The 18,133-nt window shown below is 63.7% G+C and carries 19 protein-coding genes and 1 tRNA gene; 9 read left to right on the forward strand and 11 right to left on the reverse strand.

Features of this window, described 5'->3' with window-relative positions; all coding sequences use genetic code 11:
- The first annotated feature begins 35 nt into the window (after positions 1-35).
- From ssuC to FAZ95_RS09515, 5 genes are all read left to right on the forward strand, one after another.
- The gene (gene ssuC / locus FAZ95_RS09495) at positions 36-914 is read left to right on the forward strand and encodes an aliphatic sulfonate ABC transporter permease SsuC (RefSeq protein WP_137332213.1); all 879 of its coding nucleotides are present in this window, start codon (positions 36-38) and stop codon (positions 912-914) included.
- Positions 911-1,822: an ATP-binding cassette domain-containing protein gene (locus tag FAZ95_RS09500; RefSeq protein WP_137332214.1), complete on the forward strand. Its 912-nt coding sequence runs from the start codon at positions 911-913 to the stop codon at positions 1,820-1,822. The genes ssuC and FAZ95_RS09500 overlap by 4 nt, the downstream gene beginning before the upstream one ends.
- A gap of 59 nt (positions 1,823-1,881) precedes the next feature.
- Positions 1,882-2,097 (forward strand): TOBE domain-containing protein, encoded by a 216-nt coding sequence (locus FAZ95_RS09505; RefSeq protein ID WP_063496361.1) that lies wholly within the window; start codon positions 1,882-1,884, stop codon positions 2,095-2,097.
- A gap of 131 nt (positions 2,098-2,228) precedes the next feature.
- Positions 2,229-2,426, forward strand: a complete 198-nt coding sequence (locus FAZ95_RS09510) for a hypothetical protein (protein ID WP_137332215.1) — start codon at positions 2,229-2,231, stop codon at positions 2,424-2,426.
- A 22-nt stretch (positions 2,427-2,448) separates the two neighbouring features.
- On the forward strand, positions 2,449-2,691 hold the full coding sequence (locus FAZ95_RS09515; RefSeq protein ID WP_137332216.1) for a DUF6566 family protein: 243 nt from the start codon (positions 2,449-2,451) through the stop codon (positions 2,689-2,691).
- A gap of 102 nt (positions 2,692-2,793) precedes the next feature.
- Here the strand turns inward: FAZ95_RS09515 and FAZ95_RS09520 are convergent, their stop codons facing one another.
- From FAZ95_RS09520 to FAZ95_RS09530, 3 genes are all read right to left on the reverse strand, one after another.
- Positions 2,794-4,029: an MFS transporter gene (locus tag FAZ95_RS09520; RefSeq protein ID WP_137332217.1), complete on the reverse strand. Its 1,236-nt coding sequence runs from the start codon at positions 4,027-4,029 to the stop codon at positions 2,794-2,796.
- Between the two features lie 11 nt (positions 4,030-4,040).
- Entirely contained in the window at positions 4,041-5,081 is a 1,041-nt protein-coding gene (locus FAZ95_RS09525) for a PRC-barrel domain-containing protein (protein ID WP_137332218.1), read from the reverse strand.
- Positions 5,082-5,546: 465 nt separating this feature from the next.
- Entirely contained in the window at positions 5,547-7,310 is a 1,764-nt protein-coding gene (locus FAZ95_RS09530; RefSeq protein ID WP_254699865.1) for a galactose oxidase early set domain-containing protein, read from the reverse strand.
- Between the two features lie 510 nt (positions 7,311-7,820).
- Here FAZ95_RS09530 and FAZ95_RS09535 point away from each other — a divergent pair.
- Positions 7,821-8,078 (forward strand): BufA1 family periplasmic bufferin-type metallophore, encoded by a 258-nt coding sequence (locus tag FAZ95_RS09535; RefSeq protein WP_137332219.1) that lies wholly within the window; start codon positions 7,821-7,823, stop codon positions 8,076-8,078.
- Positions 8,079-8,462: 384 nt separating this feature from the next.
- Here FAZ95_RS09535 and FAZ95_RS09540 read toward each other — a convergent pair.
- The 3 genes from FAZ95_RS09540 to FAZ95_RS09550 form a co-directional block, all read right to left on the reverse strand.
- A tRNA-His gene (locus FAZ95_RS09540) sits at positions 8,463-8,538 on the reverse strand.
- Between the two features lie 90 nt (positions 8,539-8,628).
- Positions 8,629-9,630: a tRNA dihydrouridine(20/20a) synthase DusA gene (gene dusA / locus FAZ95_RS09545; RefSeq protein ID WP_137332220.1), complete on the reverse strand. Its 1,002-nt coding sequence runs from the start codon at positions 9,628-9,630 to the stop codon at positions 8,629-8,631.
- 113 nt (positions 9,631-9,743) lie between these two features.
- Positions 9,744-11,246 carry a DHA2 family efflux MFS transporter permease subunit gene (locus FAZ95_RS09550; RefSeq protein WP_137332221.1) on the reverse strand — a complete coding sequence of 501 codons (1,503 nt, stop codon included), beginning with the start codon at positions 11,244-11,246 and terminating at the stop codon, positions 9,744-9,746.
- A 380-nt stretch (positions 11,247-11,626) separates the two neighbouring features.
- Here FAZ95_RS09550 and FAZ95_RS09555 point away from each other — a divergent pair, with 380 nt between their 5' ends.
- Complete coding sequence (locus FAZ95_RS09555) at positions 11,627-12,049, forward strand: hypothetical protein (protein WP_137332222.1); 423 nt, start codon at positions 11,627-11,629, stop codon at positions 12,047-12,049.
- 40 nt (positions 12,050-12,089) lie between these two features.
- Here FAZ95_RS09555 and FAZ95_RS09560 read toward each other — a convergent pair whose 3' ends face one another.
- Positions 12,090-12,929 carry an ABC transporter permease gene (locus tag FAZ95_RS09560; RefSeq protein ID WP_137332223.1) on the reverse strand — a complete coding sequence of 280 codons (840 nt, stop codon included), beginning with the start codon at positions 12,927-12,929 and terminating at the stop codon, positions 12,090-12,092.
- A gap of 36 nt (positions 12,930-12,965) precedes the next feature.
- Positions 12,966-13,880 (reverse strand): nodulation factor ABC transporter ATP-binding protein NodI, encoded by a 915-nt coding sequence (gene nodI / locus FAZ95_RS09565; protein WP_137332224.1) that lies wholly within the window; start codon positions 13,878-13,880, stop codon positions 12,966-12,968.
- Between the two features lie 270 nt (positions 13,881-14,150).
- On the opposite strand from nodI, the gene FAZ95_RS09570 reads away from it, so the two are divergent.
- Positions 14,151-14,654, forward strand: coding sequence for a universal stress protein (locus tag FAZ95_RS09570; RefSeq protein WP_137332225.1), 504 nt, complete (start codon positions 14,151-14,153; stop codon positions 14,652-14,654).
- Positions 14,655-14,771: 117 nt separating this feature from the next.
- Here FAZ95_RS09570 and FAZ95_RS09575 read toward each other — a convergent pair whose 3' ends face one another.
- From FAZ95_RS09575 to lexA, 3 genes are all read right to left on the reverse strand, one after another.
- Positions 14,772-15,425 carry a DUF2939 domain-containing protein gene (locus FAZ95_RS09575; RefSeq protein WP_137332226.1) on the reverse strand — a complete coding sequence of 218 codons (654 nt, stop codon included), beginning with the start codon at positions 15,423-15,425 and terminating at the stop codon, positions 14,772-14,774.
- 167 nt (positions 15,426-15,592) lie between these two features.
- Positions 15,593-15,979, reverse strand: a complete 387-nt coding sequence (locus FAZ95_RS09580; protein ID WP_137332227.1) for a hypothetical protein — start codon at positions 15,977-15,979, stop codon at positions 15,593-15,595.
- Between the two features lie 31 nt (positions 15,980-16,010).
- Positions 16,011-16,661, reverse strand: coding sequence for a transcriptional repressor LexA (lexA, locus tag FAZ95_RS09585; protein WP_137332228.1), 651 nt, complete (start codon positions 16,659-16,661; stop codon positions 16,011-16,013).
- Positions 16,662-16,940: 279 nt separating this feature from the next.
- Here lexA and FAZ95_RS09590 point away from each other — a divergent pair, with 279 nt between their 5' ends.
- A complete protein-coding gene (locus FAZ95_RS09590; protein WP_137332229.1) occupies positions 16,941-18,005 on the forward strand; it encodes a sulfate ABC transporter substrate-binding protein in 1,065 nt (354 codons plus the stop codon).
- Positions 18,006-18,133 lie beyond the last annotated feature (128 nt).

Here is an 18,133-nt window from a genome sequence, read left to right on the forward strand (position 1 = left end):
GCTTGCCGCGTGCCATTCCATCAGCAGGGACATCCATGGCTCAAATCTCTTTCAGCGCGGGCGCCGCACGCACGCCTTCGGCGGGCGCGGCCGATGCGACCGCTTCGGCGACGACATCGCGCCTTGCCACCAACATCGCACGTCACACGCTGTCGCGCCTGATCCCGTGGCTCGTGCCGATCGCGATCCTCATCGCCTGGGAGCTGGCCGCAAAGAGCGGGACGCTGTCGGCGCGCATCCTTCCCGAGCCGCTTGCGGTCGTCAAGGCGGCGTGGGCGCTGATCCAGTCCGGCGAGATGTGGACTGACGTCAAGGTGAGCACGTGGCGCGCGGTGTCGGGTTTTGCGGTTGGCGGCGGGATCGGGCTCGCGCTCGGACTCGCGACGGGCCTCTTCAAGCCGGCCGAAACCGCGCTCGATACGACGATCCAGATGATCCGCAATATTCCGGCGCTCGCGATGATTCCGCTCGTGATCCTCTGGTTCGGCATCGACGAGAAAGCGAAGCTCTTCCTCGTCGCGCTCGGCGTGTTTTTCCCGGTCTACGTGAACACGTTCCATGGCATCCGCTCGGTCGACCCGAACCTGATCGAGATGGCGAAAAGCTATGGGCTCAAGGGCTTCGCGCTGTATCGACACGTGATTCTGCCGGGGGCGCTGCCTTCGATTCTCGTCGGCGTGCGCTTCGCGTTCGGGCTCATGTGGGTGACGCTGATCGTCGCCGAAACGATCTCGGCGCAATCGGGCATCGGCTACATGACGATGAATGCGCGCGAGTTCCTGCAAACGGACGTGGTGGTGGTCGGCATCCTGCTCTACGCGGCGCTCGGCAAGCTCGCCGACCTGCTTGCGAAGGGACTCGAGCGCGTGACCCTGCGTTGGCATCCCGCTTATCAACGAGGAGCGAAAGCATGACGGCGACGACACTCGCGACCACTTTCGGCGGCATCGCCGGAACCGACCTCGAGGCCGAGCTGGCTCAGGCGCGCATGCGCGATCACGACCGCGACGAGGCGTCGGCGGCTGAGCGCGATGACGCCGCAGTCGAACTGCGCGGCGTCGGCAAGCGCTACGGCGAACGCGCGGTGCTGTCCGAATTCGACTTGTCGATCGAGCGCGGCAGTTTCGTCGCGATCGTCGGGCGCAGCGGCTGCGGGAAGTCGACGCTGCTGCGCCTCGTCGCGGGACTCGAAAGCGCGGATGCGGGCGTTCTCGCCAAGACCGGCGTCGCGGGTGCGGCGTTGGAGACGCGCATCATGTTTCAGGACTCGCGTCTCCTGCCGTGGAAGACGGTCTTGCAGAACGTGACGCTCGGGTTGGGCCGTGGCGCACGCGACGATGCCCGCTCGGTGCTCGACGAAGTCGGCTTGCTCGAACGCGCGAACGACTGGCCTTCGCAGCTTTCGGGCGGTCAGCGGCAGCGCGTGGCGCTCGCTCGGGCTCTCGTGCATCGCCCGCAACTGCTGCTGCTCGACGAGCCGCTTGGCGCGCTCGACGCGCTCACCCGCATCGAGATGCACACGCTGATCGAGCGGCTGTGGCGCGAGCACGGCTTCACCGCGCTGCTCGTCACGCACGACGTGCAGGAAGCCGTCGCGCTCGCTGACCGGATTCTGCTGATCGAAGACGGACGCATCGCGCTCGACCAACCCGTGCCGCTGGCGAGGCCGCGTGCGCGAGCCTCGGCCGCGTTCGCCGCGCTCGAAGACGACGTGCTGCAGCGCGTGCTCGCGAGCACGCCGCGCGGTCATGCGCCGGCGCCTCACGAAACCCCGGAACGCGAACGCTTCGTGCGCCCGAGCGACGTGCGCTGGGCCGTCTGAACCCGTCTGATCCGCTTGATTTCATCGACCTCGACCGATCCACACTGGAGCTGACACACATGGGCATTTCCGCAATCAACGTACGCAATCAATTCAAAGGCAAGGTCAAGGAGATCATCCGCGGGCCGGTGGTTTCCGAAGTCGATGTCGACACGCCGTTCGGCATCGTCACGTCGGTGATCACGACGCGCTCGGTCGACGAGCTCGACTTGAAGGTCGGCTCGGAAGTGGTCGCGCTCGTGAAGTCGACTGAAGTTTCGATCGCACGTCTCTGACCGCTTGGGTCTTCTCGCTAGTGGCTGCTCCCCGCGCGCGCTTTTCGGTGTGCGCGGGCGCTCGCTCGCCTCCCGGCGAAACGCATGGAAAGTGCTACGATGAATCGGGAACCTTGCGCGAGGAGCGGGCCATGTCCAAATCCCTGAGTCCTGATGCGGTCGAAGCGCTGCGACGCCTGAACGACGTCGGCGTCGGGCAGATGCCGCCGCAGCTGCCGAGCACCGTCGCCGCCGAGCTGCTGCACGCCGGCCTCGCCGGCGAAACCGGCGAAGGCACCTTCGAAATCACCTGTGACGGCCGGAAGTACTTGTCCGGCGACTGCGATTGAATCGATCAGCGGGGAGGCCGAGGTGGAAGCGAAGGGCGTCGACATGGGCGACTATCAGGAAGCCTACAAGGGCTATGACCTGGAAGTCTGCGTAGAACAAGTGATGACCGGCGTGAAGTCCCACTTTCGCGTGCTGAAAGGCGACGAGGTGGCGGTCGACTGGCGCCTCGTCCATATCGACGGCTACTGGCCGACCGAGCACAAGGCGGCGGAGGCAGCGCTCAAAGCGGCGCGCGAAGCGGTCGATCGCGAGCTGCAGTCTTGAGACATTGCCTGCAGCCGCTGCCGGGTGCGGCTCGACCTGACTGACCGATATTGAAGGATCGATGCGCGGCCGGCGCACGTTGAGTCGTGCGCCGGCCGTTTCCTATTGCCCGGTTGCGGAAGACGGCTGGCTGTCGCCGGCCGGCTCTGCCTCGGGCGCCGGTACCGGATCGCGCGTTTCGGGCAGCGCGGCCCATACGAGCAGCACCGCCAGGGCGCCCGCGGCGGCCAGCACCATGAAGCTGACCGCGTTGCCGAAGTGATCGGAGATAAAGCCGGCGACGAGCGTGCTGAGCGTCGCGCCTATCCCCGCCGTCAGGCCGAAGAGGCCGATACACAAGTTGTAGTGCCCCTTGTCGCCCGCGACGTCGGCGGCGATCAGCGGCAGCATCACGCCGAATACCGCGGCGCTGATGCCGTCGAACGCCTGCACCGGCACGAGCAGATACGGGCTGCTGACGCCCGCGAACAGCAGCGCCCGCACCGGCAGCGCCGAAAAGCCGAACAGCAGGATCGGCCGCCGGCCCCAGCGCTCCGCCGAGCGCCCGACCCACGGCGACAAGGCGGCCACGACCATCTGCGGCACGATGATGCACGCCGCGATCACGAGCTGGACGTTATCGCTCATGCGTGTCGTGACTTCGCCGGCGGCGAGGTTGAGCATCGCCGCGTTCGACAAGTGAAAGAGTGCGATGCACGCCGCGAAGATCAGCATGCGCTTGTCGCGCAGCAGCACCGACATGCTCTCTCGCTCTTCGGGCGGAGGCGGGGCGCCGTAGGGCGTGGCCCCGGTGTTTTCGATCATCGACAGCGCGACGAGCGCGGGCACCGTAAGCGCCGCGGTGAGCCAGAACACCGCGCGCGCCGAATAGTACTCGCCGAAGAGCCCCATCAGCCCGGCGGCGACCGCGCTGCCGATCGACGCCCAGCGCGCGTTGCGCCCGAGCCGGTCGCCGAGCGCGTGGCGCCCGACGAGCGCGATCGAAATCGCGGCGATCGCGGGCGTCAGCATGCAGCTCGCGAAGCCATGGAAGACTTCGGCGGCGAGCACGGGCAAGAGCGTCGGGCTTGCCGCGAGCAGGAGCGCGCACGCGGCGATCGCGATGATCGCCGCGGCGCCTGCGAGGCGCTTGTTGCGCATCGCGTCGATGAGGGCGCCGGCCGGAACCTGGCTGATCATCGCGGTCGCCGTGCCGACCGAGAGCGCCACGCCGATCTCGCCCTGGGTCCATTTGTTCGACGTCAGATAGGAGGCGATGAACGGACCGAAGCCGGTCTGCACATTCGCGAGGAAGAAGTTGAGCCAGTCGAGCGCGCGAAGGCTACGGACGAGTGCCATGTGCGGTTTCGTCACCGTTGGGGGCGCGTCGCCGACGCGAGACCGGGCGAGGCGCCGCCCGGCGCTGCCGGTGCGGCGGCGCGAGGCGCAGCGGCGGGCACGGCCGGCGCGGGCGATACCGCGCGCACGGGTTTGTCGGCATCGTAGGGCGGAGCGGCGTCGATTTGCGCGTCCGTCAGATCCATCTGCAGTTCGAGTTCGTCGTCTTTCGCGACGAAGCGCAGCGCGGACCAGTCGGCGGCGATGCTGCGCCGGTCATGGCCGATCAGGCTGCCGACGTCGAGCACCGCCGCCTGCGGCTGCGCGTTCGCGTCGATCAGCACGTCGATCACGCGGCCCACGCGGTCGCCGTTGCGGCGCTCGACCGTCGCGTCGATCACGGGCAACGTCAGCGGCTCGCGCGCGGAACCTGGCTTGCTTGCGGCGCGCGCGTCTTTGGTGCGGGACCGCGATTCCTCGGCCGCAGGCGCCTCATTCGGCCCGATATCGAGCGTAATCGGGGTTTTCTTCGGCGACGGACCGAAGCGAAACGCACTCCACGGAAAGCGCACCTTGCGGTCGCCGATGCCCATGAAGCCCGTCAGATTGACGAGGATGCTGGTCGGCTTGCCGCTCGCGTCGGTGGACATGTCGATCGCGCGGCCGATGATCTTGCCGTCGGGACGCTGCACCTTGGTGTCGAGCAGGCCGTGCGTCTGCTCCTGCGACAACAGCCGCGTCGTGATGAGCGGCGGCGGGGCCGGCGGCGCAGGCGGCGCGGGCGGTGCAACGGGCTCGCGCGGGCGTTGCGTCGGTCGGTAGATGGGCTTCTTAGGCGGCGGACGTTTCGCCTCGGCGACTTCGTGTTTCGGCTCGACAACCGGCGCGGATGCGACCTCAGGCGCCGATGCGGGCGCCTCCGGTTCGGAGGCCGCCTCGGGCGGCGCGGCCGGCTGCTCGGTTTCGGGCGCCGGCTTCGGACCGAATAGCGCGCTGCAGCCCGCGAGCGTCGACAGCAGTACGAGGACCGGAATACGCCGGGTTACGTATTGACGGGAAAGACCGCCGCTCATCAATGAAGCTCCTGATAGGTGAGTGCGTGCCGGGGGCGAGTGTGGTTGCCGAGCGCCGAATGCCGGTGCTGTCGAACCGGCCCAGTCGTGCCACCCGGACTTTGCGCGCGCTCCATTCTAACTGCGGGCTAGTCGTTGCGGCGTTTGGGGCCAGATGGCGGCAGTGTGCGGTTTGTTTGCCGGCGCGCCGGTTGTTGCGTCGCCAGACGTGGCGGAATGCTCGATGAGCGGGCACGCAGCTTGCCCGTCTTGATCCGCCAAAATACAGAGGAAACAGCAAAAACTTGCGCGCCGTGCTAGGTCTGCCGAAGAGATAGTCCTACAGTGCACATGCGCGATCCTCGCGCATGCGATCGTGTTTGGGCCGCCCGGTTGATTCGGCGGCCTTTTTGTTTTCGGTAGAGGACAGGATTGTGATTCCTGTTGTCGTCGGCTCGGGGTTCGTCGGCGACGCGCTCGAATGACTCAAGATATTTGAACAAATCGCGCGGCGGACGGGACCCCGTTGGAGTCGATAACAAAAATCATGTAGTAGCCCGGTGGCACCAATGTCCTCGACGATGGGATGCTCACATTTATTTTGTTGCTATTCCCATGAGATGAACTCAGTTTGATGAAACGCTGGTGCATGTCATTGCCATGAGTCGTGGCACCTGGAGCAACTAGCGTAACGCTGGCAATCTTGGTCGAAGATGTCGTCGTGATGGGAAACGTCTGCCCCACCGTTACCTTACTGGGCGCGCTGTTGATGCTCGGCCGAGCGCCTCCCTTGAGCAAGTACGGTGGAGTATAGATCTGCACGTAGTGTTGAGCGCCGCTCGGATAATCCTCGTCGTCTTCCGATAACAAGACGGTAGCGTCAGGAAGCAGAATGGCAGTGGAGTGGTAAGCGGCGCGCAATGTATTGGGAGCCATCGTCACCCATTGGCCCGTGGGATCATAGCCAGGCTTGTTATAAAGCTCGCTTTCGAAGATGGGATAGGGAAGCGTGCCAGTAGTCGGATTGGTGCCATAGTTCGAAGTGTCAGGACTTCCGCCGACTGTGAATAGCGTGCCGTCCGGCAAAATAACGGTATTGGCGTTATGCCTTGCTTGCAGCCATTGCGGATATCGTTTCCAGCCTGTAGGCGGATTGGTGCTATCGAGCCACTCGTTATCGGTGATTGCCGACGTAAGACTTGCGCCGCCGGCGATCATGATTATCTGCTTCAACGTAGCCCCCGAGGCGTCGGCGACGATAACGCCGTTGGCGAGGCCGTAGTGGTAGTTAAGCATGTTAGGGAAGCCGCTCCATGACCACGTGCCTGGAGTAAGCAGAAAGGTATTGCTGAGATCCGGACCAATCTGCGCCATCTGACCGGATGGCATCAAGTATTGATAGGGATATAAACCCGTCGAATCATGAATTGAAATCTCCGACATGCTGCCCACGCCATTGATGAGCGTCGACGGCGTGAACAACTCGACAACTTGAGTGATTGCCTGCGATCCACTTTGATCAAAACCGCTGGCGATCACAACTGTGTTGTCCGCCAACTGGGTGACAGTCGGGTACCATCGGCCGACCGACATGTCCGGCTGCTTGGTCCAGGTCTCATCGTTAGGATTGAACGTATAGTCGCTAAGTGCCCCTTCCCAGCCCTGTTGGCCGGTTGGTGCACTCGGGTCTGGGTAGCGCAAATTGCCACCCGCGGAATAGACTCGGCCATCTGCCAATATCGTTTGTCCGCCGCACCACAGGTTATACGGGGCTGCAACAGAGTGGCCCGTCTTGGCGACCGGATCCCAAACATAGGCGACGCCGGTATTCGACGAGGTCGGGTTCAAGTACTGCGTGGGATCATACGACCAAAACAGGACCTTTCCATTGTTTAGCAGTACCGAGGCAATGCCGGCCACGGGGATGGCAATAGGTGCACTCCATGACCCGATTGAACTGCTCGGCGTAGTGCTGGCGATTGCAAGCAGTTGCGGATCCGGCGTAACGGGCTGCTCCAGGCCCTGTGCCACTCTACATTGGTGCGCGCGCGCTTGCGCATGGGCGGCAGCATGATCCGGCCCAAGCAAAGCGGTTTCGCGCTGCATCAAGTGCGCTTCCGCTGCCGCGCTCAAGCAGGCATTGTTAGCGGAATTTCCGGCCGCCCCATTCGTTTGCTGCGAATACGCAACGGGAGTACCGAACAGAGATGCGCCAATGATCGCTGCGAACAATTTCGTTATACGAAACATAATCTGGATCTCCTGGATAGTTTGCGCAGGTTGCCCGCTCGCAAGAGCGCTGGCGAACGCGCTGAAATACAGCTTTTGGTCGCATGCTTTGAATCATCGACTCCGCTCGGCCCGGACCATGCGAACGAGCGTTTTAATGCCCGCCGCTATCTGAAAATTAACTTTGATAAGCGCGGGTGACTCGAATGGTCATTGGACGATATTGAATTACCGATAACTAGCGGCCGAATGTGCGAAACCTAACCTTGTTGCATATTTCGGGAGCGTGATCGTGATTCGGTGATGACGCTGTATGAGACGGTCGAGCATCGCGTCTGCGATGGTCTCGTCTCGGATCATTCAAACCGACGAAGCTGTTCAATATGCGATCGCCAACGCTCACCCGTGACTTCGCCAGGTTGTATGTTCGATGCTCGAAAAGCGTCTGCTTTTGCACAGACCGTGAACCAAGGCAGTCAGTACTGTTAAGCGCTGTTGACAACGGATGCCAACCTATTCCGGAGAAACAAGATGGAATCAAGATTTCGTCAGCAGGCTCTCCTTGCCGTTGTGCTCGCGAGCGTAGCCGCGACAGCCGCCGCGGCTACGCAAGACGATGAAAAGGAAAAGAAAGTGCAGTGTTTCGGCGTTGCCAAGGCGGGTCAGAACGATTGCGGGAACGGCACGCACAGCTGCTCGGGACTGGCGAAGGTCGACAACGATAAGTTTGACTTCAAGTTCGTGCCAAGAGGCACGTGCGACAAGATGGGCGGCGTCGTAGACAGCTGATTTCTTAAATGTCGCGCAGCCAACGTGACAGCTTCCCGGAACGTCATATGAATCCCTTTGCTCCGTCTGGCTTAGGAGTCGGGTTGCGCCACGCTCACTGCCTCGAATGGTCGCTGCATGTTCCGCCGGGACGAGGCTGATCGCTACTGCCGGAATGACCTCATCGCGAGAGCTGTGGTCAGAAGAAGCGCGGGCCGCCATACCACGCGAACCGGCAGTCCAGGGGCCAGCAAGCGCCCTAAGTCTAGCGGGGGCTACGTTTCGCTCGCCACTAACGAAGGTTTCGCAGTGGGGCGCCGGTCGAAAATGCCTACATGGCGCCTACACGGACACCAGAAAGCAAAAAGCCCAGCGGCTATGGCTGGGCTTTTTGCCGGATTCTTTTGGGGTGGCTGATGGGACTCGAACCCACGACGACAGGAATCACAATCCTGGACTCTACCAACTGAGCTACAGCCACCACTGACTTGCTGCTTGGCTTGCCAGAACTGGCTTGCCGATCAATCAAGAAGCGAGATTATACGAACATAGCCGAGGCTTGCCAAGCCCCTTAATCGATAAATTCGATCGGCTCGCGCAAATAATTGCGCGCCTCGTCAAAAATCGCCAGATCGCGGGCGGCGAGCTTCTTGTTGTCCGACAGCACGCGGCGCCATCCGCGCGCGCCTGCCACGCCGCGATAGAGGCCGAGCGCATGGCGCGTGATCGCGCCGAGGAACGTGCCGCCCGCAAGCTCGTCCGCGCAGTAGCGGATCAGGTCCGCTTCGATCTGCTCGCGCGTGCGCGGCGGCTCGGTCGCGCCGTAGAAGCGCGCGTCGACCTCGGCCAGCACGTACGGATTGTGGTACGCCTCGCGCCCGAGCATCACGCCGTCGACGTGCTGCAAATGCGCGTCGACTTCGTCGAGCGTCTTGATGCCGCCGTTGATGATGATCTCGAGGGCCGGGAAATCGCGCTTCAGGCGGTACGCGTATTCGTACTTGAGCGGCGGGATTTCGCGGTTTTCCTTCGGCGACAAGCCCTTCAGGATCGCGTTGCGCGCGTGCACGATGAAGACTTCGCAGCCCGCCTCGGCGATCGTGCCCACGAAATCGCGCACGAATTCGTATTCTTCGACGGCATCGACGCCGATCCGATGCTTGACCGTCACCGGGATCGACACGGCATCGCGCATCGCCTTCACGCAATCGGCGACGAGCTGCGGCTCGTTCATCAGGCAGGCGCCGAATGCGCCGCGCTGCACGCGTTCGGACGGGCAGCCGCAATTCAGGTTGATCTCGTCGTAGCCCCATTGCTCGCCGAGTTTCGCCGAGCGGGCGAGGTCGTCGGGCTCGCTGCCGCCGAGTTGCAGCGCGACCGGCGCTTCTTCGGCAGAAAACGCAAGGTGGCGCGCGACGTCGCCGTAAAGCAAAGCGCCGGTCGTCACCATCTCCGTGTACAGCCACGTATGGCGCGAGATCAGCCGGTGCAGCGAACGGCAGTGACGGTCCGTCCAATCCATCATGGGTGCTACCGATACGCGGCGAGGACTGGAACGAGGCAATGACGTCATGGGAAAAATCGGCGGTGAAAGGCGGGGAGCAAGCAGCGCGGCCGCGAATCAACGTGGCGCGGCGCGCAATTTAATTCAGACCGCAATTTTACCGCAACGGCGTCGCTTCCCGCCTATGATGAGTCGCCCCTACGCTCACTACGTTCACTGCCCCCCGAGGGGGCGGTCAGTACGCTTGGGGCGGCCCGGCGCGTACTGACGTGCCCACTCACATGAGCACCCGCGTCGCGATCGAGCCCGAACACGTCGAAGATTCCCACGAACCCGAGCGCCGCAACGAACAGGAACGCGAGCGCAAAATCAGCCGGCGTGCTCGGTTGCGCCGAATGCCCGTGCAGCCAGGTTGCGGCGCGCAGCGCGATCGCACCGAACGCGACCCCCATGCCCATCGTCATCTGGTTCAGCGTGCTCGCGAGCGTCGAGGCGCCGCTCATTTGCGGCTTGGGCACGTCGGCGAAGCTCAGCGTGTTGATTGCGGTGAACTGCAGCGAGCGCGACAGGCCGCTGACGAACAACACGGCGACGATCCAGAAATCAGGCGTCGAGGGCGTGAGCAGACTCATTGCCGCGAGCGTCGCCGCGGCGAACGCGCCGTTCGCGAGCAGCACTGAGCGAAAGCCGAAGCGCTTCATGACGGGCGTCGTGACGAGTTTCATCGACAGGTTGCCCGCGAACACCGCGAGCGTCAGCAGCCCGGAATGGAACGCGTTCATGCCGAACCCGACCTGGAACATCAGGGGCAGCAGGAACGGCACGACGCTGATCGAGATGCGAAAGATCGATCCGCCTGTCATCGAAACGGCGAAGGTGTGTACGCGGAACGCCGACAAATCGACGACGGGATTGCGCGCGCGCCGCAAATGCACGAGCGCCACGGCGCCCGATACGCCGCCCACGGCGAGGAAGGCGAGCGCTTCGCGCCACGGCGCGTCGCTCCTGCCGATCAGTTCGGTCGCGTACAGGAGCGTCGTGCACGCGAATCCGCACAGCACGAAGCCGAGTGTGTCGAACGGGCGCTTCGCGTCTTCGCGCGCGTTGTCGATGAAGCGCCACGCGAGCGCGATGCCGATCAGGCCGAGCGGCAGGTTCAAGTAGAAGATCCAGCGCCACGACGAATAGGTCGTGATGAAGCCGCCGAGCGGCGGGCCGATCACGGGCGCGACGAGCCCGGGCCAGGTGATGATCGCTATCGCGCGCATCAGGTCTTCCTTGCGCGTCGCCCGCAGCACCGCGAGCCGGCCGACCGGGACCATCATCGCGCCGCCGATGCCCTGCACGACGCGTGCCGCCGTAAATTCGGCGAGCCCCTGCGTCATGCCGCAGACCATCGATGCCGCCGTGAACACCGCAATCGCAGTCGTGAACACGGTGCGCACGCCGAAGCGGTCGGCGGCCCAGCCGCTCACTGGGATGAAGACCGCCAGCGTGAGCAGGTACGACGTGATGCCGATGCTCAAGTCGACCGGATGCACGCCAAACGAGCGGGCCATCTGCGGGAGCGCGGTGGCGATGATGGTGCCGTCGAGGTTTTCCATGAAGAACGCGGCCGCGACGAGTATGACGATCAGCGACGCTTCGTTCGCGGGCGCAGTGGCTGGCGGTGCGGAACCGGACATCGGCGAGAATCTCCTCTGGGCGGCGCGTTGGATGCGTGGCGCTTGGCCGCCGTGGTCCGTCATTCTAGCGGGCGTTCTCGCGTCGTGCCGGCGTGCCCGGAGCGTGACGACCGGGCCATCCGGCGCTATCCAGGGCGGTGCGAGCAAGACTTGCGCGAGCGCGATTGGCACTTTCCGCTCAAATCTGACGATTCCCGCGCGAAAGCGATCTACACTTTTTAGCGAGCCGGCGTTTGGTAGCGCCGACGGTCCCCCGGCGGCCGGGCTGGAAACGTTGCCTCGCCGGTGGCGAAATCGCGCTTCGATGGTAGGATTCGGCCGGCAAAAATCACCGGTCGCGAAGGCAGCCGGATAGCAACTCTTTGGACTCAGGAAATCGAATGGCGCAACAGAAAACCAATCCCAAACTCGAGCAAGCGCTGACCCGCGGCGATCTTGCGATGCGGCAGGCGAATTCCGCGCGCGCGACCGCGCTGTTGCGCGCGCTCGGCAAAATGATCGTCGAGTCGTCGGCGACGATCGGCGTCGAGGCCTTTACGTCGATTCCCGATGGCGATCGCATTTACGATCCGGCTGGCGGTCTGTGGCCGCAAAAGTTGCTGGTGTCGCTCGACGGGCCGGTCGAGGACGCCGATCCGGACGAGCTGCGCACCGTCTGGCTGCTCGCCGACACGCCGAACACTGTGTTTCGCGTCGAATGGCATCGGGCGGACGGCAAGATCGGCCGCCAGGAAGGGCGGCCGCTTGCGACCGTAGGGTTCATCACCGACGTCGAGATCCCGTGGAGCGACGACGAAGACTGAGCGTTGTGTCGAACGCAGCGGGCGCGCCGCCCGCTCGCATTCAGCGCATCATGCGGCGCCTGAACAGCGCCGCGCAGATGAAGAACGACACCAGCGCGTAGCCGGCCAGCACGTAGATGTGCAGCGCCGCATCCTGCATCGGCCGGCCGAGCATCGCGGGGCGAATCAACTCCACCGCGTTGAAGAGCGGCAACGCTTGCGCCGCGCGCTGCGCGAGTTCCGGCAACTGCGTGATCGGAAAGAACACGCCGGAGAGCAGCAGCATCGGCGTGAGCACGAGCGTCTGGTAGAACATGAAGAAGTCGTACGACGGAGCGAGGGCCGTCACGATCATCGCCAGGCTCGCGAAGGCCAGGCCCGCGAGCACGATGGCCGGCAGCGCGAGCAGCATCGACGGAAAGCTCGCATAGCCGAGCAGGCTCGCCACGAGCATGATCGCAACCCCTGACAGCACCGCCTTGCTCGCGCCCCAGACGATCTCGCCGAGCACGATATCGCCGAGCGTGAGCGGCGTGTGCATGATCGCCTCCCATGTGCGCTGCACGTGCATCCGCGAGAAGCCCGAATACATCGACTCGAAGCTCGCCGACATCATCACGCTCGAGGCCACCGTCCCCGCTGCGAGAAACGCAATGTACGAGACACCCTCGACGCGTCCCACCATGAGCCCGAGCCCCAGGCCGAGACCGAACAAGTAGATCATCGGGTCGGCGAGATTGCCGATCATCGACGCCAGCGCGAGCTTCTTCCACACCAGATAGTTGCGGCGCCACACCGCGATCCAATGCGTCGCGTTCGCGGGCAACGCGCTGCGCCAGCGCGAGGCGGTGGTCGGCGAGGTGTCGGGGGTGTTGGGCGTGTCGTAGCGGCGAGCGTCCATGTCGATGGGTCCTGGCGCGTTTTCTTGTATGGGGGATCAGTCCTGCATCTCGCGGCCGGTCAGGCGCAGGAACACGTCTTCGAGATTGGCCGGGCGATGCAGGTAGCGCAGGCCGGCGCGGCCGTCGAGGCGCGCATGCACCGGCTGCGGATCGCGCACGTAGCAAAAGAGCGTCTCGCCGCTGATTTCCATGCGCACGGCAAACGGCGCAAGCTCGTCGCGCAGCGCGGCGGGGTCGGCGCCGTAGATCTCGATCACCTCGCAGCCGATCTCCGCCTCGATCAATTCTTTCGGCGCGCCCTCGGCGATCTTTTGCCCCTCCTCGATGACGCACAGACGATGGCAGAGCCGCTCGGCTTCCTCCATGAAGTGCGTCGTGAGCAGGATCGTCTTGCCGCGCGCGAGCAGCGAACGCAGACGCTCCCAGATCAGATGCCGCGCTTGCGGATCGAGACCGGTCGTGGGCTCGTCCATGATCAGCACGTCCGGGTCGTTGATGAGCGCGCGCGCCAATGTGAGGCGCCGCTTCATGCCGCCCGACAGTTCGCCGACGCGCGCATCGGCCTTGTTTTCGAGCCTCGCGAATTCGAGCAGCGTCGGCACCATTGCGCGCGTTTGCGCCGACGAGAGACCGAAGTAGCGCCCGAACACGAGCAGGTTTTCGCGGACCGTGAAGTCGGGATCGAGATTGTCGAACTGCGGCACGACGCCGACGCGTTGACGCGCAAAACGTGCCCGCTCCGGAATCGGCTCGCCGCAGAGCCGGATCATGCCGGCGTCGGGTTCGCTCATGCCGAGCAGCATCTTGATCGACGTTGTCTTGCCGGCGCCGTTCGGTCCGAGCAGACCGAAGCATTCGCCGACGCGCACATGAAACGACAGACCGTTCACGACGGCTTTGCCGCTGAAATGCTTTTCGACTTCTTGAAACGCGATGGCAACGTCAGACATGGGCGCGTAGGTTCCGATAGGCGTGCGTGAGAGGCTTGGGCCATTCTAGTGCATCGGCCAACGCGGTTCTGTGCACGCTTTGCCCTGAACTTGTGCGGTGCAGCGGGCGTCGCGCCATGACCGGCGGTCGCACCGTCTTTTCGTTTGACCCCGGTTCGATTTGGCGCACGAATCGGCCGATCCACTAAGCGTTTTCCATCCCTTGCAAGCGGAATTGCGGCGCACCATGATTAGGGCAAAGGCGCGCACAAGCGCATATGGGAGGTCGTGATGGCAAGCTACAAAAAAATTCTGTTGTGCTATGACGGCACGCGTGAAGGCCGCAAGGCGTTGCGCTGCGGCGCCGATCTCGCACTCGACTTGAAGGCGGAGACGCACCTGCTGTCGGTCGTCGACATGCGGACGAGCATCGCCCAGAGCGCCGGGCTCTTGACCGATGTCGCGTGCGGGCGCTTCGAAGACGCCGCTCGCGAGATTCTTCAGGAAGGCGTGAACTGGCTGACCGAACGGGGCGTGCAGGCGCACGGTCATTTCGCGTTCGGCCACCCGATCGACGAGATCGCCAATCTCGCCAGTGAAATCCAGGCCGATTTGGTCGTGGTTGGTCACCGCTGCCGCAGCGGCCTGTCGCGCTGGTGGATGGGTTCGGGCAATACGCAGTTGCTCGACCGCGTATCGTGCAGCATTCTGGTGGCGTGCTCGACGCCGCAAGAGCAACGAAAAGAAGCGGAAACCGAAGCGGCTATGGCCGCCGAAGCGGGTACCGTGCGTTAAATTCAGTCTCTCGTGCGGCCGATCGGCCAGGCCGGCCGCACGTCACCGTGGTCACGCGTATGTGAAGACGCTTAATGAGCGCGTTTAGTTAGCGCGCTCAGTCGATCTAATTGCGATCTAACCGTTTAGCTCGACGGCCACCAGCTTCCACGAAAACAACCCATCGCGATGCAGAATCGCCGAATACTGCGCGTTGCCTGCACTGCGCTGGTAGGTGACAGCGAACTCGTTGACGCCCCGATAGCCCGCTGTGGTTTTCGGCGGCACCGGGGCCGATGCCGGCTGGCTCGAGGACGTGGCCGGCGCCGATGCGGGTTGCCCGGGTTGCGACGGGGCCTCGTTCGAAGCCATGTTTTCCGAGGGCTCCCCCGGTTCGGGCGGATGCTCGCCGGGCGTACCGCGCGGCGGCATGCCGTCGAGGATCGCGGCCACGCCGTCGGGTGTGGCATAGGCGTCGACGAGCGGCCCGACCAAAGCCATTCCGATCATCGCCCCAATGGCCGCGAACGGATTGTGGAGCTTTTGCTCATCGATACGCCGCGTCAGCAATTGCGTGACTTGATCCTTGAGGCTCTGGCGCAAAGCCGGATAGTCGACGTACTGATTGAGCGTTTGTGCGTCGCGCGCGTCGGCTGCGCGCTTCAGGCGATCGAGCGCAATGTATGGCGACGCGTAGGCATAGCTCAATACCGCGATCACAGCGAATGCGATAGCGACCTTGATCGCAAGCGCGACCGGACTGCGTGGCGTTGAGCGAACGGGATCGGACATGAGGGAAAGGTCTCCGCAGAAAATGACGATGATCGGTGGACCGTCAAGCCAAGAAAATGATCCCTTCAGAATTGTTAGCTATTGCAACTGGCGCGATGAATTTGGCGCCTGCGCCGACAAATGCGTGACGCAGCTTGGTGGCGCAACCGAGTGCGCCATCGAGCCCATCAATCGAAAAGACCTTGTTGCGCGCCCGAGCCTTCGGCTGCAATGCAACGATCGATCATCCGGCAGACCGCGTCGATGGTGCCGACCATGATCAGGCGCGACGCGCCGTGATAAACGCGCACCGGCCCACGCCGCGCGGGTTCCGAGTTCAAACCGCTATTCAACGACACCCGGGCGAACGCCGGCAGCGCCGACGGCAGTGCCGGCTCCCATCCCCCCGCGTGCGATTCGAACTGCAATTCGGGCTGATCGAATCGCGTCTCGGCGATTCGCGTGGTGCGAGTCAGCGCGGCGCCGGCTTCGAGCGGTGCGCAAGGCACGACGCCGCGCAGATGGCGCAGACGGCCGAATTGACGGATAGGCAAGAGGCGGGCAAGGCGGTCCATGGCATGTCTCCAGGCAGAGTCTGGGCGGCGTTCAGAATTCGGTCGGGCGAATCAGCCCCACCGCAATACCTTCGAGTGCGAATTCCGCGCTCCCGGCCTGAACAAAGATGTTGTCGTAATCGGGGTTCTCGGCGATCAGTTCGATGCCGTCCTTGCGGCGCTTGAGGCGCTTGACGGTAACGTCGTCGCCGAGCCGCGCGACGATGATCTGGCCGTCTTTCGCTTCGCTGCGCTTTTGCACCGCGAGCAGATCGCCATCGAGGATGCCGGCGTCGCGCATCGACAGCCCGCGCACTTTCAACAGGTAATCGGGCTTGCTCGAGAAGAGCGCCGGATCGCACGCGTAGTGCTGCGAGATATGTTCTTGCGCGAGGATCGGACTGCCCGCCGCGACGCGCCCGACGAGCGGCAGCGAAAGCTGCATTAGGCCCGCGTGCGGCAGCGTGAATTGATGTGGCGCGTCGTCCACGCCCATCAGCAAGCGGATGCCGCGCGAGGCGCCGGCGGCGAGTTCGATCACCCCTTTGCGCGCGAGCGCCCGCAGGTGCTCTTCGGCCGAATTGGCCGAGCTGAAGCCGAGTTCTGCGGCGATCTCGGCCCGCGTGGGCGGAAAGCCGCTTCTTTCGATCGTCTGGCGGATCAAGTCGTAAACCTGCTGCTGCCTTGCGGTGAGTTTGGTCATGGCGCACTGTATGGATAGACAGGTGACTGTATTTTTATACAGTATTCGTCACATTTCAAGCGTTACTTTAAGTGTCGCTATCCGAGCCAGCCGCCACGCTTGATCGAGGTCATCCGCGACGCCGGAGCAACCAAACGGCTGGGATAGCGCCGGTTCCGGCTGTCGCTATCCACTTTTTGTCATTAAAGAATGAAGATTTATTATTTTTGAGTATGTAGGCCCTTCGCTAGACTGGCCCGACGGAATAAAGCACCAGTCTTGAAAACGGAGAAAAAGCGCATGGCCGAAAGTACGACGGGGAATACGGGGAAGGCGGGCAAGGCTCGCCGGTGGGTTGCGATGCTGGCTTTGAGCGCGCTGTCGACGGTGGCCGGCGTGTTGGCGCTGGCCGCGAGCGCGCCAGCGCATGCCGATACGACGCTGTTGAACGTCTCCTACGACCCGACGCGGGAGCTGTACCAAGACATCAACCAGGCATTCGGCAAGGCGTGGAAAGCGAAGACCGGCGACACGGTGACCTTCAAGCAGTCGCACGGCGGCTCGGGCGCGCAGGCGCGCTCGGTGCTCGACGGCTTGCAGGCCGACGTCGTGACGCTCGCGCTCGCCTACGACATCGACGCGCTCGCGAACAAGGGGCTCATCGACAAGAACTGGCAGACGCGTTTGCCCGACAACGCGTCGCCGTACACGTCGACGATCGTGTTCCTCGTGCGCAAGGGCAATCCGAAGCACATCAAGGATTGGGACGACCTCGTGAAGCCCGGCGTGTCGATCGTCACGCCGAATCCGAAGACCTCGGGCGGCGCGCGCTGGAACTACCTCGCGGCCTGGGCGTACGCGGTGCACCAGCCGGGCGGCAACGATCAGACGGCGAAGGCGTTCATCACCAAGCTCTACAAGAACGCCGGCGTGCTCGACTCGGGTGCGCGCGGCGCGACGACGAGCTTCGTGCAGCGCGGCATCGGCGACGTGCTGATTGCCTGGGAAAACGAGGCGTTCCTGTCGCAGAAGGAGTTCGGCGCGGACAAGTTCGAGATCGTCGTGCCGTCGGTGAGCATCCTCGCCGAGCCGCCGGTGGCGGTGGTCGACAAGGTCGTCGACAAGCACGGCACCCGCAAGCTCGCCGAGGCGTATCTGAACTTCCTCTATAGCGACGAAGGGCAGGAGATTGCCGCGAAGAATTTTTATCGTCCGCGTTCGAGCAAGGTGCCGGCCGCGCTGACGGACAAGTTTCCGAAGCTGAAGCTGTACACGGTCGACGACACGTTCGGCGGCTGGACCAACGCGCAGAAGACGCATTTCGCCGACGGCGGCGTGTTCGATTCGATCTATCAGCCGCAGTAACGCAGCAAGAGAGTCACACCGCCGGCTTCAGCCGGCCATAACAACGACGACGAGCGGCCAAGCGAGTCACACGACGACGCACCGGCCGCTCGCGAACGGCTCCCTTCGGGGCCGCACCCAAGAAGAGC

This window comes from Trinickia violacea (assembly GCF_005280735.1).
Lineage (GTDB): Bacteria > Pseudomonadota > Gammaproteobacteria > Burkholderiales > Burkholderiaceae > Trinickia_A > Trinickia_A violacea.